Annotated in this window: 11 protein-coding genes; 6 read left to right on the top strand and 5 right to left on the bottom strand. The window is 50.7% G+C overall.

Going from position 1 to position 14,394, the window contains the following annotated elements; all coding sequences use genetic code 11:
* Nucleotides 1-187 precede the first annotated feature (187 nt).
* The 6 genes from NYE38_RS05445 to NYE38_RS05420 are packed head-to-tail and all read left to right on the top strand — an operon-like array spanning nucleotide 188 to nucleotide 2,137.
* Nucleotides 188-409, top strand: a complete 222-nt coding sequence (locus NYE38_RS05445; protein ID WP_003155135.1) for a spore germination protein — start codon at nucleotides 188-190, stop codon at nucleotides 407-409.
* A 12-nt stretch (nucleotides 410-421) separates the two neighbouring features.
* Complete coding sequence (locus NYE38_RS05440; RefSeq protein ID WP_007409164.1) at nucleotides 422-658, top strand: spore germination protein GerPB; 237 nt, start codon at nucleotides 422-424, stop codon at nucleotides 656-658.
* A gap of 35 nt (nucleotides 659-693) precedes the next feature.
* The gene (locus NYE38_RS05435; protein ID WP_017417419.1) at nucleotides 694-1,311 is read left to right on the top strand and encodes a spore germination protein GerPC; all 618 of its coding nucleotides are present in this window, start codon (nucleotides 694-696) and stop codon (nucleotides 1,309-1,311) included.
* Nucleotides 1,308-1,484: a hypothetical protein gene (locus NYE38_RS05430; RefSeq protein WP_003155141.1), complete on the top strand. Its 177-nt coding sequence runs from the start codon at nucleotides 1,308-1,310 to the stop codon at nucleotides 1,482-1,484. Before NYE38_RS05435 ends, NYE38_RS05430 begins: the two co-directional genes overlap by 4 nt.
* Nucleotides 1,484-1,879, top strand: coding sequence for a spore germination protein GerPE (locus NYE38_RS05425; protein WP_014417372.1), 396 nt, complete (start codon nucleotides 1,484-1,486; stop codon nucleotides 1,877-1,879). The genes NYE38_RS05430 and NYE38_RS05425 overlap by 1 nt, the downstream gene beginning before the upstream one ends.
* A 39-nt stretch (nucleotides 1,880-1,918) precedes the next feature.
* Nucleotides 1,919-2,137, top strand: a complete 219-nt coding sequence (locus NYE38_RS05420; RefSeq protein ID WP_003155143.1) for a spore germination protein — start codon at nucleotides 1,919-1,921, stop codon at nucleotides 2,135-2,137.
* A gap of 43 nt (nucleotides 2,138-2,180) precedes the next feature.
* On the opposite strand, the gene NYE38_RS05415 is transcribed toward NYE38_RS05420, so the two are convergent.
* From NYE38_RS05415 to addB, 5 genes are all read right to left on the bottom strand, one after another.
* A complete protein-coding gene (locus tag NYE38_RS05415) occupies nucleotides 2,181-2,474 on the bottom strand; it encodes a hypothetical protein (RefSeq protein ID WP_017417418.1) in 294 nt (97 codons plus the stop codon).
* A 15-nt stretch (nucleotides 2,475-2,489) separates the two neighbouring features.
* A complete protein-coding gene (sbcC, locus tag NYE38_RS05410; RefSeq protein WP_025649563.1) occupies nucleotides 2,490-5,882 on the bottom strand; it encodes an exonuclease subunit SbcC in 3,393 nt (1,130 codons plus the stop codon).
* Nucleotides 5,879-7,051 carry an exonuclease subunit SbcD gene (sbcD, locus tag NYE38_RS05405; RefSeq protein ID WP_025649562.1) on the bottom strand — a complete coding sequence of 391 codons (1,173 nt, stop codon included), beginning with the start codon at nucleotides 7,049-7,051 and terminating at the stop codon, nucleotides 5,879-5,881. The genes sbcC and sbcD overlap by 4 nt, the downstream gene beginning before the upstream one ends.
* Nucleotides 7,052-7,115: 64 nt before the next feature.
* A complete protein-coding gene (addA, locus tag NYE38_RS05400; RefSeq protein WP_257988973.1) occupies nucleotides 7,116-10,820 on the bottom strand; it encodes a helicase-exonuclease AddAB subunit AddA in 3,705 nt (1,234 codons plus the stop codon).
* Nucleotides 10,807-14,307: a helicase-exonuclease AddAB subunit AddB gene (addB, locus tag NYE38_RS05395; protein ID WP_340803060.1), complete on the bottom strand. Its 3,501-nt coding sequence runs from the start codon at nucleotides 14,305-14,307 to the stop codon at nucleotides 10,807-10,809. Before addB ends, addA begins: the two co-directional genes overlap by 14 nt.
* Between the last annotated feature and the right edge of the window lie 87 nt (nucleotides 14,308-14,394).

Here is a 14,394-nt window from a genome sequence, read left to right as displayed (position 1 = left end):
GTGATGTGTATATAAATCTGTATCATTTATGTATAAGGCCCGGCATGCGTATAGCGCCGGTGTTTTTACGTCTAAAGTTTTTTCCGCTCACAAAAATGTGCATTTGTCATAAGCTATTTTAGGCAGGCAGCCCAGATAAGCTCCTGGAGTATAGTCATGAAAATCTTCACGAAAAGGATGTGCTCGTATGCCCGCAATTGTCGGAGCGTTTAAAATTAATGCCGTCGGTACGAGCGGAGTCGTTCATATAGGCGACTGCATCACCATTTCTCCAAAAGCAGAGGTTAAGACATTTGCCGGAGCGGGCAGCTTCAATACCGGAGACAATCTCACACTGACGAATTACAGGAATTCAACGAATGTGTACGATAATGATGTAATCGATCAGCCGATGGCAGGAAACGCATAAAGGAGGCGCCGTATGAATTTTTACGTCAATCAGTCGATCCATATCAATTACATGCGTGTAGAATCTGTCAGCAATTCCTCCATACTGCAAATCGGAAGCGCCGGTTCAATTAAATCTCTTTCCAATCTGTACAATACAGGGAGTTATGTTGAGCCGGCGCCGCCTGTCACTGCAGGGCAGCAGACTGTAACAACAGGGGGAGGTCCCGGCACCTCATCATTTGTACCGCTCCAGCCGCCAAGCCGGTAGTTTTAATGAAGGAAACGAGACGCGAGGTGAATGTCATGTATGATCAATCCGTTTCATCCTACCTGCAGAATTTAAATTCTTTCGTCCAGCAGCAGGCGCAGCAGATTCAGGAGCTCGAACGGCAGCTGAAAGAATTCCAAAATGAAATTTCAACGCTGAAGCAGCAGCCTTCTACAAGAATCGATCGGCTCGAGTATAAATTTGATCAGCTGAAAATTGAACGGCTGGAAGGAACGCTGAATATCGGATTGAATCCGACTGATCCGAATGCCGTGCAAAACTTCGAAGTCGGCCAGACATCTCCGCAGGTCGGAATGATGCAGCAGGAACAGGCGGGCCAGCAAATGCAGCAAATCCGCCAAAACGTCGATATGTACCTGAATGAAGAAATCCCCGCGCTTTTAGAGAAGCTCGAAACTCAGTATGAGAGCAGGCTGGACGAAGCGAACAAATATCATATTATTGAAGATATCAGAAAGCAGATGGACAGCCGGATTAAGTATTATCTGTCCCATGTCCCGAAAGAAGAAAATACGGCGCCCGCGCAATATGCCGAGCAGATTGCCGAACATGTGAAGCGTGATATTGTCAGGGCCGTCGAGCACTTTATTAAGCACATACCTGGTGAAATGAAAGGTGATGATCCGTCATGATTTTTACAGTGATTAACCGGAATATTGAAGTCGGCGACATCCGGTCTACCGGTGTATCCAGTTCTTCCTTATTATTAATCGGCGACACCGATTCCGTCTATCTGTCTTCCATCTTTGACACGCCTCCGGAATCTCTTATTATCGGCCCTTATGTGCCGCTGGCGCCGGAATAATGTTAAAGCGCATTTCACGCCTCCGGAACGCCAAAATCAATTCAGTCGGGATTGCGAGTGTCTTTCAAGCAGGCGATACGAATGAAATCAATATGCGGGTCAAAGTATTGGCCGATCAGCGTAGTCTTGCTGTATACAGAGATGATGAAGGCTCATTTAACAAAAAAGAATACCAGATCTTTCGGCAGCCGGCCGTCATGCCGTTACCGGAAACGGGAGTCCAAAGCGCATTCTGCCATGAAAACCCTTCAATTCGGGTAAGGAATGTGAAAGTTCAAGGGGTATCGTCAGCGTCCGTGGTTCAAATCGGATCGACGTCGATCGTTCTGGGAGATTCGCGGCTGAAACATATTAGGCAGATCTTCACATCAAGCTCACAATCACAGCAGCCCTGACATATAATGACGGTGAGACTTCTATAAAGGGTGTCGTTTATGCCAGCAATTACCGGACCTATAGCTATCAATTCCATATCGGGCGGAGTCGTAAACTTTGGTGATTCCTTTTACCTTTCTCCAAAAAGCTCTTCTAAATCTGCGCTCGGTTCGGGAGCAGGCAATACCGGAGATTTCCTGTTATTAAACAACGTTGTCAATGCGACAAACTATATAGACCCCGATGTCAGCGATCAAAATGTGGTCGGAAACGCCTAAAAAGCAGCCGCTCTTTCAGAAGAGGGCTGCTTTTGGTTCAGCGTTATGTTCGTTCATTTGCTTTTTTTGTTTTTACAAGCTTTTTTGGCGGCTGTTTTCTGATCCATTTCACAAACCGCGCGAGTTTCGGGTCACGCCGCAGCTCTTCTATTCCCGCGAGCCTTGCCGCAAGCTCCTGATTCGTATAGAGCGCGTGAACCTGTTTATGACAAGGGATGCAGAGCATTGCGGTCGGAAGGAATGTCCCGCCTTCTTCCTTAGGCGTTAAGTGGTGCTCCGTCAGCCGCACATGATGGCGGCCGCATAATTCACATGTGCCCTCGGCAGAATCGGCCATAATTCCTTCTCCTTTCTACATGATCTCCAATGTGACCCGGGTGCCTTTCCCGCCCGGTTCGGACGGATGAACGATTAATTTTTTCGGCAGACGCGCTCTCAGCTCCTGCACATGGCTGATCACTCCGACGGATAAGTTGTCCGATTGCAGCTTTTCGAGCGCTGTGACAACGGTGTCTAAGAGCCCTTGGTCAAGAGTCCCGAATCCTTCATCTAAGAAAAAGAATTGCAGCGGGTATTGCCCCCGCAGCTGAATCTGGGCGGACAAGGCAAGCGCAAGCGACAGCGATGTCAGAAACGTCTCCCCGCCGGAAAGGCTTGATACAGGCCTTTTGACGCCTCCGTTCGCGTCATCACGCATGACGAAACCGCCTTCTGAATCGACTAATATGGCATACCGCTGCCTTGTCAGCGCTCCGAGACGGGCAGAGGCGTCCCGAGCCACGCTTTCCAGCTGTTCTTCCGCTAAAAATTCGACGAATGTATTGCCTTTACATACAGACTGGAGCTTATCAAGCCTGTCAATCTGTGTCTGCCAGCTTTTCAGTTCGGCTTCAATCTCTTTAAAGCGCTTATGCTGTTTTTGCATAACCGCGTAGGCTTTTGCCTGTGCTCCTTTTTCCTCCATGGCGGCGCCTGACTCAGCCTCTGCCTGCTTCAGCAGAGAAACGGATGCTGTCCATTCTTCCTCCGATATCCGGCGGTCGGCTAATTTATCAGTAACACGGCTGATATTTGCCGATAGCTGTTTTGAGGTGTCCAGGAACTCATCTATTTCTTTTTTCATTTCCTCTGCACGCCCTTGCGGAAGCAGACTTTTTTTGACTTGGTCCGGCTCGGTAAACCCGGTGTCTTTTGACCTCACGCGCCAGTCGTTTTGCGCTTTCTCAAGGGAGGTCTCAGCATCCCTGAGTGACATGAGACTCCCGGATTCCCGGCCTTTTGCGTCATTCAGTGATTGCTGCGCCCGCTTCAGCGCATCGAATAGGGACTGTTCTTTCGATTTTAACAGCTGTAATTCCTGCCGCACCGCTTCAAGCTTTGCGGAAATTGATGTTTCTTCAGCTGCTGTTCCGAGCTCTTGTTCATATCCGTCAATCACCTGCTGCAGGCGCTCAGACGCATAGTGAAGCTCGAGCCGTTCCCGTTCAAGCCGATGCTTCATCTCCTGCAGGCGTTCTTTCTCCTCTTCATGTTCCTTGAGGAATGCGATGCTTGTTTCAATGCGCTTCTCACATTCTTCTGCCTGCCTGTCCTTCTCATCTATCGAAGCCTGCCAGGCGTCAATCCGGTTTGGCGGAATATCACCGCAGACTTCGTTGTACTGATTCAATCGGCTTTCTGACAGCGATTCAAGCTCTTCTAATGAATGTCTGAGACGGTCGGCTTCTTTTTCCTCGTAGCGGATTCGTTCGGCCAGCTGCTCAGCTTGTTTCACCGTCTGCTGATGCGCGCTGATCAGTCTTGTGACCTTCTCTTTTACCGACAGCATATCCTGTTTCATTTGTTTCCATTCCAAGCGGACGGCGCTGAACGCTTCATCAAGCGGGCGTCCGCTGATGGAGAAAGCGGCTTCCAGCTCCGGAACCCGGGCGCTTTGCAGAAACGGACATTCTTCGGTAAAACGCCCTGACTGCTCTTCTAATGCAACCTTGGCTGTCAGCACTTCCTGAGAAAGAGCCGCCGCCTTAGAAAGCAGCGCTTCAACCTGCTGCAACTGTTCCTGTACAGCCGTATCAGGCGAGAATGTTTCATGAGCGGAACGCGGGCGGTCATGCTGCGTGGAGCCGCATACAGGACAAGGCTTTCCTTCGATTAGTTTTTCCGATAATTCTTTTGTTAATGCAGCCGTTCTCGCTTCCTCTGAGCGCCTGCGGAGATCGGCTTGCGTTTTGTCAGCCCGTTCGGCTGCGGCTTTCAGTGAACGTTCCGTTTCACAGACCATATGGTAAACGGTTTGAAGCGTTTGATAAGCGTGCGTAATGTCTTCCTCTTCCGTTTTCGCCTTCGCTGTGAGCGACTCGCTTTCTCCGTTCAGCTTCTCCACGTTTTTCAGCTGCGTTGTCAGATTGGCCCGTTCTTTCGTGATTTGTTCCTGTGTCTGCTGAAAGCCCGCCGCCAGCTGTGCTGCGGTCTGGCATTTTTTCCGTTCATCGGCGGTCACCTGAACTGCTTTCAGCTCTTCTTTCAGCTCATTCTGCCTCTTTTTACCGCGGGTCAGGCGGTCTTTCACTCCGGCCAGCTGTTTCGAGGCGGCTTCGTATTCTTCCTCTTTTTTGCTGTGTTCCGCATTTGTTTTTTCCGCTTCTTTTTTCGCTTCAAGCAGTTTTTGTTCAATGGCTGAAAGTCTTTGATACAGCTCTTCTTCCTTGACAAGCTTCGGCTCCTGTTCGGCCTTATGGGCCCGCCATGCTTCATAGGCTTCATTTTGCCGGGTAAATGAAACGGTTTCCGCCTCTGATTTCCGTTTGGCCAGTTCGTGCTCCTGTTCGGCGCGCTGCTTCCGGCGGACGGCTTCTGTGTAGCGGTCTGCGTACGGCTCAAGGGCGAGAGCTGTTTCCGCCTCTTTAAGACGCTCAGTCAAATCCGTGATGTACGGGCGTCTTTCCTCAAGCTTTTTCTCCCGGCGCTCATATTCATCTCTTTCTGTCTGCAAGTTCCAAATTTCCTGGTGACTTTCAAAACGCTCTTTTGCCCGGACCCGTTTCTTCTCAGCTTCTTCAAGCCGTTCGTTCGCTTCGTGAAACTGCTGTTCAGCCTGCTTCAGCGCATCTTCTCCTGCGTCTCCGAGGCCGGATTGTTCGGCCAGCATTTCATTTTTTTTCGCTGCCGCTTCCTGCGCCCGCCGCCGCAATTTTTTGACAAGCCTGTCCCCGTACTGTTCCAGATTAAACAGGCGCTGGAGCATATGTCTTCTTTCCGCGCCTTTAAGCGACAGAAACTCGGCAAACTTTCCTTGCGGCAGCACGACGGCTCTTGTAAAGTCGTCAATGGTCAGGCCAAGAAGCTCCTCTACCTTTTTGTTCACTTCATTCGCTTTATCGGCCAGCACCGTTTGTTCGTCTTTGATTTCAATCAGGCGGCAGAGGGCGGTTTTTACTTTCGTTTCATCCGTTCTCTTAAAAACGCGCTCGACCTTGTAGGAAACCCGGTGGCCGGATTGAAGCGCGAATGTAAATGAGACGGCGAGCTGATCTTCGGCATGATTCAGGATGCCGTGCGTATTATTTGCGGCGCGCTCCACTTTTCCGTATAAAGCGAGTGTCATGGCATCAAGGATCGACGATTTTCCGCTTCCGGTCGGCCCGAAAATCCCGAACACCCCGGCTCCTGACAGTCCGGCAAAATCAATGGTCTGTTCCTCCCTGAAGCTGTGGAGCCCTTTTATCGTTAACAGAATCGGCTTCATGTCGCATCCTCCTCATCATCTGCTGACGCAAGCTCTAAAAACAGCTTGACCATCTCCTCATCCGGCACGCCGCCGCCCGTTTGTTTTTCATAAAACTTCTTAAATCGATCCTCAATTGATGTGTGTTTCACTTCAATCCGGTCATTTTCGGTCTCTTTTTCTTCAAAAACCGGCCTGATATGGATAAAGCCGGGATGCGCCTTTCTCAGCCGATGAATTTCCTCGAGAGAAAGCTGATCCGTCAAATGGATATCAAGGTCGATCCAGGCATTCCGGTCACGCCCTTCATCGAGCCAGCCGTGAACCTCGCTCAGCCCCTGCGCTTTCCATTTGACGAGCGGTTTACCGGAAGACAGGAAAACCTCTTCCCACTTCGCTTCTCCGCCGGGCTTCGCTTCTACCACCGTCACCGATTTGGCATAACCGGCTTCTGAAAAGCTGTATGCGAGCGGAGAGCCTGAATAACGGGCAGCCGTCTTGGCGCGCTTGATCGTTTGCGGACGGTGGAGATGGCCGAGAGCCACGTAAGCCGCATCAGCCGGCAGGCTGTCAGCGGCAACTGTGTAAGCGCCCCCGACTTCAATCGGACGCTCTGAATCGGTCTGATTTCCCCCCGCGACATAAATGTGGCTCGCCGCGATTTTCACGGCATCGTCCCGGCACAGTCCGCACATGTGAGCAAACGCCTCTCTGATTTTCACATCGTAATGATCGCGAAGAAGCTTTTCCTCAAACGTATCAGAAAGCACTTCGTTTAATCTCGCCTCTGACGGATATGCCAGCGCGGCTACGGCTAACAGCTCGTCCGCCGACGGCACCTCAATATGCACGGGTTCTGTCCGCGGATAGCCGATTAAATGAATGCCGCGCTCATTTGTTAACGGAGAAGCCGCCGCCAGCCTGTCGGGATTGTCATGGTTTCCGGCAATGACGACGACCGGTCGTTTTCCGCCGTCAGAAAGCGCGGAAAGACTTTCATAATACAATTGTTCAGCGAGCGCAGGCGGGTTGACCGTATCAAATACATCCCCCGCCATAATGACCGCATCAATGTTTTCTTCCTTGACAATGGTATTCAGCTCTTCCAATACCTCGGCCTGCTCGCTCAGCCGGCTTCTGCCTTCCAGCGTTTTGCCGAGGTGCCAGTCAGCTGTATGTAAAATGCGCATACCGCATTCACCTCACTTTTTGATAGAAAAAAAGATCCGCTCCAAAAAGGAGCTTCGGATCTTGTTACAGTGTAAGAACGTGACCTCCATCGAAGAAATAGAGCGCACGCCCTTTCACTTTCGTTTTTGTAATTTGTTCAACCGCTTTTGTATACAATTCGATTTGTGTTTCATACCTTTTTTGCAGAATCGGAGCCGCGCCTTCAAATCCGTTCCGGAATTTCCCCTCTATCCGATCTGTTTTATAGTCCAGCAAATAGAGACCGTCCGCCGTTTCGTAGAGGCAGTCAATAATCCCCTGCACGAGCAGCGGTTCACCGGCCGTTTCGGCATCCTTGTACACCTCGCCGGCCGGAAGCGCCATACTGAACGGCACTTCCCGGTCAATCCGCAGCGCCCCGAGAAGGTCTTTCCCGATTTCAGTTCCGAAAAACTGAACAATTTCTTCTATATCAATAGCTTCCTGCTGCTCTTCTGTCAGCAGCTCTTTTTCGTAAAGCATCCGGACCGTCCGCTCCGCTTCTTCGGCAGTCGGCACGTGCGTCAGCGGTATGTGCTGCATCACCGTATGCATCGCCGTTCCTTTTTCGGCGGCTGTCAGCCCTTTTTTCATCATAAAACCGGGACGCCTGTATAAAAGCGTGTCTCCTGACGGTTTGATGAGAGAGCGGCCGCTGTATTCATCCTCGTATTCTTGCTTTCTCTTCAGCTCAGAAACTGACTGCTTCGTTCTGATAGCCGTCAGCTCTCGGTACGGATATTCCCATTCAAGCAGACGGCGCGCCTGATCATCAAATGAAAACGAACCAGGAATCGGCTCGCCCTGCTGAATCGCTTTGAGACGTTTGCTCTTTTCTTCAGCACGTTCTTTTGGATTCTCTTCCAGCAATTCACTTTGCTGCAGCATCCGGATGTGAAAACGCGACGGGTCGCGCGCGATATCCTCAGACGATGAAAGTCCCGGCGTCCTGTGCGCCTCCATGTCACGGTGGCGGATGAGCGCCGGCCCGATAAAGTCCAAATAAGATGACGCCTGATAGCGGTCGAATTCAGAAAGAAGCCAATCGGCCCGGTCTGCTTGCGCCTGCCATTTGGCCAGCTGTTTTTCCCGTTTTTTGCAGGAACCGACGAGAAACAGCTTTTCCTTCGCTCTGGTCAGCGCCACATACAATACGCGCAATTCTTCGGATAAGAGCTCTCTGCGCATCTTTTTCTTCATCGCCACAAGCGGCAGAGTCGGATAGCTGATTCTGAGTTCCGGATGAATGTACTTCGTGCCGAAACCGAGCTCTTTATCAAGCAGGTATGATTTATTGAGATCCATCATATTAAAACTTCTGCCGAGTCCGGCGGTGAAAACGACGGGGAATTCAAGTCCTTTGCTGCTGTGGATCGTCATCAGCCGAACGACATCCTCCTGCTCGCTGAGCGCCCGGGCCGTCCCCAGATCATCGCCGCGCTCCTGCATCCGTTCAATGAACCGCAAAAAGCGGAATAACCCGCGGAACGCCGTCGCTTCGTACGAGCGCGCCCGGTCATACAAGACGCGCAGATTGGCCTGGCGCTGCTTTCCGCCGGGCATGCCGCCTGCATAGTCAAAATATCCGGTATCGCGGTATACTTCCCAAATCAGCTCAGACACCGAATGATTCGTCGAAAATGACCGCCACTTTTGCAGACTGTCATAAAAGGTTCTCAGTTTTTGATATAGTTCATCATGCCTGTCACCGTTCGCTATATATGCTTTCAGCGCTTCATAAAACGGCGCTTTTTTCTTTTCAAGGCGTATCAGCGCAAGTTCATTTTCATCACATCCGACGATGGGCGAGCGCAGCACGGAAGCAAGCGGAATATCCTGATACGGATTATCAATCACCTTCAAGACTGAAAGCGCCGCAGCCACCTCCACGGCTTCAAAGTAACCCGACGTCAAATTGGCGTACACCGGAATGCCCTGGTTTTTCAGCTCTTCCATTAATTGCGGCGCCCACGGCATAGAGCGCAGCAAAATCACGATATCCCGGTACTGGATATTCCGGTGTGTTTTTGTTTTGCCGTCATATACCTTAAACGGAGATGAGACAAGCTTTCGGATCTCCCCGGCTATCGCTTTCGCTTCCCAGTGCACGGTTTCAAAGTCTTCGGCATCCTCGGCGCTGTCTGCGTCATCAGCGCTGTCAATCAGCAGCAGTTCCGTTTTGGCCGCGTCATTCGGCGGATACGATGCGCCGAGCTTCAATGCCGCCTGTTCATCGTAGTCCACTTCGCCGATTTTTCCGCCCATCAGCTGCTTAAACAAGAAATTCGTACTGTCCAAAATATCGGAGCGGCTGCGGAAATTTTGGTTCAGATCAATTTTCTGCCCCGCGCCTTCCCCGCTTTCTGTAAACCTTTTATATTTCCCGAGAAACAGCAGCGGCTCGGCAAGTCTGAAACGGTAGATCGATTGTTTGACGTCGCCTACCATAAACAGATTTCCCGCCTCTTCATCCCCGCTTTTAACAAGCTGCAGGATAGACTCCTGCACAAGATTGGTATCTTGATATTCATCAACCAGAACTTCATGAAACTGGTCTTGATAATAAACGGCCGCTTCGCTCGGCACCCGCCTGCCTTCTTCATCAACCGCAGTTAAAATCGCCAGGCAGTAATGTTCCAAATCTGAGAAATCAATAATTGATTTTTCTTGTTTCGCCGCTTCAAATCGTTTTCCGTACGATATCACGAGCTGAACGAGCGTTTCGATGACAGACTTCATATCTGCTAAACTCTTTAAGTGATCTTGCGGACTTCTTGTAAAGTAATCTGTCTTTACCTTTTCGATCAGTTTCTTCGCGCCGTTTCGCAAATCGGTCGCTTCGTCCAAAAGCGCTTTGTCAAATTCATCACCCTTTACCGCCTTCGCCCGCTTAAATGAGACTGCGGGAACCCGTTCATACAGCGCATCGAAGTCATGCCGGCAGCTGATCAGCTCTTCTATCTGCTGAAGGTCATCCAGAAAATTATCAGCACGCGGCGCCGGCCCGCCGGGCGCTTTTGTCAGTTCAAGCGCCTTCTCAAGCTTTTGTTTTGCCCCGAAGAGCGCCATTTCAACATCTTCTCTCACATACTGGTAAAACGGAAGCTCTTCTATTTTGCTTTCTTCCGTCACGTCATACAGGCGGACAAAGCTTTGCAGCCACGCTTCCGGGTCAGGATGCGACCGGGAATACTCGTACACCCGTTTGACAAGGTCTTGAAGATCCAGATCATGCCTGTCTGTCGTATATCTGTCCGCAAGCTCAAAAAACGCCTGATTCCCTTTTGCGTATTCATCTTCAAACAGCTCATCAAGCACTTCGTCTCCGAGCAATTCGCCTTCCGTCTGGTCAGCCATCCGAAAACCGGGGTCAAGATCAATCATATAATAATATTTTTTAAGCACTTGCAGACAGAAAGAGTGAAGCGTCGAAATGCTCGCCCGATTTAATAGAGAGAGCTGCCGTCTGATATGCAGAGATCCCGGATTTTTGGCGAGCTCTTTTTCTAATGCTTCCGCGATCCGATGCTTCATCTCCGCTGCTGAGGCGTTTGTAAAGGTCACCACAAGGAGCCTGTCAACATCAACCGGATCTTCCTCCGCGGTTATCTTTCTGATCATCCGTTCCACGAGCACGGCCGTTTTACCTGATCCGGCTGCGGCAGCGACCAGAATATCGCGGCCGGAAGAAACGATGGCGCTCCATTGGTCATCCGTCCATATGCTGTCTTTCGGTTTAGGAATTTGCATCATCATCCGCCTCCTTCTTCAGCCAATCCAGTATGGTGCCGTCTTTTTCCGCTTTCAGGCTGCGGTATTCATTTTCCTTAAGCGACTCATCAAACTGGCACACCGATTGAAACGCACAATACGTACAAGGCGTCTTATCTTTCAGCTTATACGGGGTAATGGACACAAGCCCGTCCGTTATCGCTTCGCCCGCCTGTTCAAATGTCCGCCGCACATGGTCTGTCAGCAGATGAAAGTCCTGTTCGCTGACCGCGGCTGAGTCGGATCTTAAAGACCCGTCCTTTTTCAAACCGGCATTGACGATATTTGAACGCCCTTCCTCCAAAGTCGTGTCCATCAGGCTGATCGCCTCCCGGTCACCGAGGAGAAGGCCTTTCATTTTAAATTTCTTGAAAATTTCCTGCTCGATTTCATCAAGCCCCATCGGCAGACTGGCCTGAATCATCGGATCATGAATATGGAAATACAAAACGCCTGCCGGTGTCGCTTTCATGCCGAGCCAATCCGCGGAATGTGTAATCGATAAGTCAAGATATGTGAGCATTTGCAGAGCGAGCCCGTAATACACCTCAGCCAGATCAAGCCCCCTGTCGCTTGATTTATAATCAACGATTCTCAGCAGCAGGCCTTTTGAGCTTTCCGCTTTATCCACGCGGTCGATCCGTCCGACGAGTTCCATCGTACAGCCGTTTTTCAGCGTGAAAGTGAGCGGAGGCAGCGGCCCGCTTCCGCCGAAACCGAGTTCAAGACCGACCGGGACGAAACCGCTCGCCTTCGCATGCTCGCTTAATATGCCTGAAACACGCGTGACGATCTTCTGCAGTTTTTCCTTCACATAAAAGTGTCTGTTTGAGCTGAGCAGAATCTCTTTTTGCAGCTTTGGCGCAAGCCGTTCCACCGCTTCATAGGAGAAATTCCGGCACTGATCTTTCGTCAGATCGCGCCATTCCAGCTTCTGCTCACGAAGCCGGTCTGAAATCAGCTTCAGGCTGGAGTGAAACAGCTGGCCGATATCCGGCGCTTCCAGCTTGAAAAACTGCCGCTCTTTTAATTGAAGCCCGTGAGATGCAAAATGAGAGAACTGGCAGGCATTAAACGCCTCCATCCGGGAGACGCTTCCTTTAATATGCTCGCCGTAAAGCTGGCGCGAAACAGGCCGTTCAAGACGCTTCGCCTCATTGCGGAAAAACAGGCTTGAAAACAGCTTTTTCGCACGCCGGTGATCAGACTCTTTCATCAGCACATTGTATGCGCTCCACCATACGTCACTGATCTCGTACTCTCTTGTCCACAGCCTGAGCTGACTTGCCGTATATGTCTGAGCCACCTGTTTATTGACGAGATACTGAAGCTGCTCTTCTTCGCTTACCTGCTCGGGATCAGCCGCTGACAGCTTTTCCTGATGATCGGGAAACAGCTCGCCAAGCCTGTTTACAACGATTGACGGCAGGAGCGTTTTTCCTTCCGCATCGGCAATCGGGTATGACACATAAAGACGGTCAGACGGACTCGACAGCGCCATATAGATGAGAAAATGCTCATCAAGCAGCCGCTCACGCCCCGCGGAAGACAGCTCCACTCCGACCGCTTTCAGCCACTCCCGGTCATCATCAGACAGCACGCCGTTTTCATCCGGGCGCGCCGGAAGAACGCCGTCATTGGCCCCGACGACGAATGTGCAGGACGTGCCGTACATTCTTGAGAGATCCATATTCCCTACAAATACTTGGTCAAGCGCAGGAGGAATTAAAGAAAAATGAAGCGATTCCGTTCCCGTTTCAAGCATTTGCTGGAACAGCGCCAAAGATATTTCATCTTCACCCATCATGCCGGCAAACTCCTCGAGAAGCTGGATAACGGCATCCCACGCCTGGCCGTGCTGCTGCGCTTCGATCATGTTTCCGGCCTCTTCGGCCCGCTGCCTTTTTCGGTCCAGCTTCAGGGGAACATCGGTATCTTCCAAAAAGAGATAAAGAGCCTCCGCCATGCTTTGAACCGTTTTCGCCTTTTTCATCCGGTTTTGAAGCCGGACAAGGGGCGCGGCCATCCACTCTTTCGTCTCATTCAGCATTTGCTCCATCTCTATTTCCTGATCTGTCTGCGCGAAATCCTCATCGAGCGATACGAAGCGCCTGTATACAAACCGCTCGCCGCTCGTCCAGCGCTCCCCTTTAATGCCGTAGGCGATACAGTAGTTTTCAAGCTGATCAACCTGCTCTCTTATTTTCTGCTCCGGCTGATCAAGCGGGAATAACAGTTCGGTTTTCGCACAGCGGAACACCGCTTCATATCTCCAGTTCCCCTTCACGACATCCAGGCTTGAACGGATGAATTCAATAAGCGGGTGATGCTGCATAGAAGCTTTTCCGTCAATAAAATAAGGAAGCCCGTAATCGGCAAACACTTCCTTCAGCAAATCTTTATAATCTTCCGGCTGACGGATGAGAATCGCCATATCTTTGTACCGGTATCCTCCGTCCCGGACAAGTGATTGAATTTCCCGGGCAATACCTTCAAGCTCAGCTCTTCTGTTTTGCGCCTGCATGACGGTAAAAGCTTCCTGTCCGCCGGTATACGCCGCGGCGGGACGCACATCGTACTGCGACTCTATACAGGCAAGCTCCGGCACATGCCGATGCCGCTTCGTGCCATGCAGTTCCTTGCAGGAAATATCGGCATTCAATTCCTTTGCCGTCTGATAAAGCTTATAGTATGTGCTTCCCGTCATTCTGAACAGATCGAGCTCATCCGGTGCCTGTTCCGCCGAAGGGCTGTCCGCCGTCAGCGAGAATGTGACATGTTCAGCATGCATGATCAGCTGCTCCAGCACCCTTAATTCCTGCGGCGTAAATTGATAGAATCCGTCGACATAAACACGGGCGCCTTTTACAACGTCCGCCAAAGGAATCTGCTGAGCGAGCAGCGTCAAATAGTCCTCTGAATGCAAATAGTGTCCGGCGAGGCTTCTTTCCATCTGCTGATATAAAATGCCTAAATCATGAAGTTTTTCAGACAGCATCCGCTCTCCGCGATATTCTGACGCCGTTCCGCTTTCCGCCATGCGGCGGACGTCTCCAGGCTCAATACAGTACCGCTTAAACTCTGTCAGCATCCGTTCCACCTGCTCAGTGAACCCGATTTTGTCACTCGCTTTTTGATACACTTTAAACTCGTGCTTATGTTCTTCAATCAGTTTCCTTAAAAGCATCTGCACACCCGTCGTCGTCACAAACGGGCGGTTCATGCCCCCGGTATGCTGAAGCACGCGCCACGCCAAACGCGAAAAACTGAACACTTGAGCGCGTATCATGCCGCCGATATCCGGCGTTTTAGCAAGCTCATATTCCATTAAAAACGTCATTTGATCCGGGACTAGAAAAATGATCGGTTTCCCGAACGGCTCCCGGCGCAGTTCATCTTGAATGCTGTCGATAATCAGCCTCGTTTTCCCACTCCCCGATCTGCCTACTAAAAACTCAACACCCAAATTAGAAGACCCCTCTCTTTTTATCTTTCTACATTTTATCGAAAGTTGACGAAAATGACCAATCTCATCTGCTGGTAAAAACGGGAT

The sequence above is a fragment of the Bacillus sp. EU63 genome (assembly GCF_038592915.1).
Lineage (GTDB): Bacteria > Bacillota > Bacilli > Bacillales > Bacillaceae > Bacillus > Bacillus velezensis.
Note: the sequence above shows the minus strand (reverse complement) of the source record. Positions and strands in the feature narration are given on the sequence as shown.